We start from the raw sequence: 1,236 nt of genomic DNA on the forward strand, positions 1-1,236 counted from the left end.
GACACAGAGAGTTTGGCGCTTTGCCGCTTGATCGATATCTTAGATGAAGGGGAGCGCAAGCTCTCTGAGATAGAAGGTAATCATAGAGTGCCCCCAGTAGACCCGGATCCGATCGGCACCGGAGCGCCCGCCTGATTACATTAACGAGGCTGTAGTGCGGACGTTTACAGAACGTCCGCGCTGACATACTGAGCACGCGAAGCGACTGTAGTGGCTACTGCAGTCCTTCGCCCCCTTATGTCCACCTTCACCGCCGTTGATCTATCCAAGCTGCCCGTGCCAGATGTGTTCGAGCAGCTATCGTTCGAGCAGTTGCTCGCCCAGCGCGTGGCCGAGCTGCACCTCTACCTGCCCGACGTGCTGCTGCTCGAGTCCGAGCCGCTCTACAAGCTGCTCCAGGCCAGCGCCTATCGCGAGCTGATCCTGCGCGAGCAGTTCAACCAGCGCGCCAAGGGCCTGCTGTTGGCCTATGCCCAGCACGGCGACCTGGATCACCTGGCCGCGCCCTTTGGCGTGACCCGGCAGCTACTGACACCGGCCGATCCGGTCACTGGTGCACCGGCCGTGTACGAAGACGATGCTGCTTTCCGCCGCCGCATCCAGCTGGCCCCGGAAGGCCTCTCGGTCGCCGGCCCGGAAGGTGCGTACATCTTCCATGCCCTGGGCGCTGATCCGCGCGTGCTGGACGCCAGCGCGATCAGCGATGCGCCTGGCGTCGTCCGTGTATCGATCCTCTCGCGTGAGGGCGATGGTAGTGCTACGGCCGAGCTCATCGCTGCCGTGGATGCGGCGCTTTCAGCCGACTCGGTACGCCCGCTCACCGATCACGTCATTGTGCAATCGGTGGAGGTCGTGGCCTTTGCCATCGACGCCAGCGTGTATACCTTCGCCGGCCCCGATGCGCAGGTGGTGCTGGGCGAGGCCCGGCGGCGCCTGCAGGCCTATGTGGATGGCTCCCACCGCATCGGTCGGGATGTGACCCGATCAGGCCTGTTCGCTGCCCTGCATGCCGAAGGCGTGCAGCGTGTAGAACTGCATGCGCCGCTGGCCGATATCGCCGTGACGGCCACCCAGGCCAGCCACTGCAGCGGCATCACCCTCACCAATGGCGGGGTGGGCGATGACTGAGGCCATTGCCCGCCCGGTTAGCGCCATGCCGTTTGCAGTCGGCGACGGTGCCACCTCCCGTTACCGCCTGAGCATTGCCGGCTATGCCTGGCCGGACATCCGTCAGTT

The 1,236-nt window shown here is 64.6% G+C and carries 1 protein-coding gene; it reads left to right on the forward strand.

Annotated features, from left to right (window positions below):
* Positions 1–237 precede the first annotated feature (237 nt).
* On the forward strand, positions 238–1,128 hold the full coding sequence (locus tag G4G00_RS21705) for a baseplate J/gp47 family protein (protein WP_164276631.1): 891 nt from the start codon (positions 238–240) through the stop codon (positions 1,126–1,128).
* Positions 1,129–1,236 lie beyond the last annotated feature (108 nt).

This window comes from Stenotrophomonas sp. B1-1 (genome assembly GCF_010894375.1).
Classification (GTDB): domain Bacteria; phylum Pseudomonadota; class Gammaproteobacteria; order Xanthomonadales; family Xanthomonadaceae; genus Stenotrophomonas.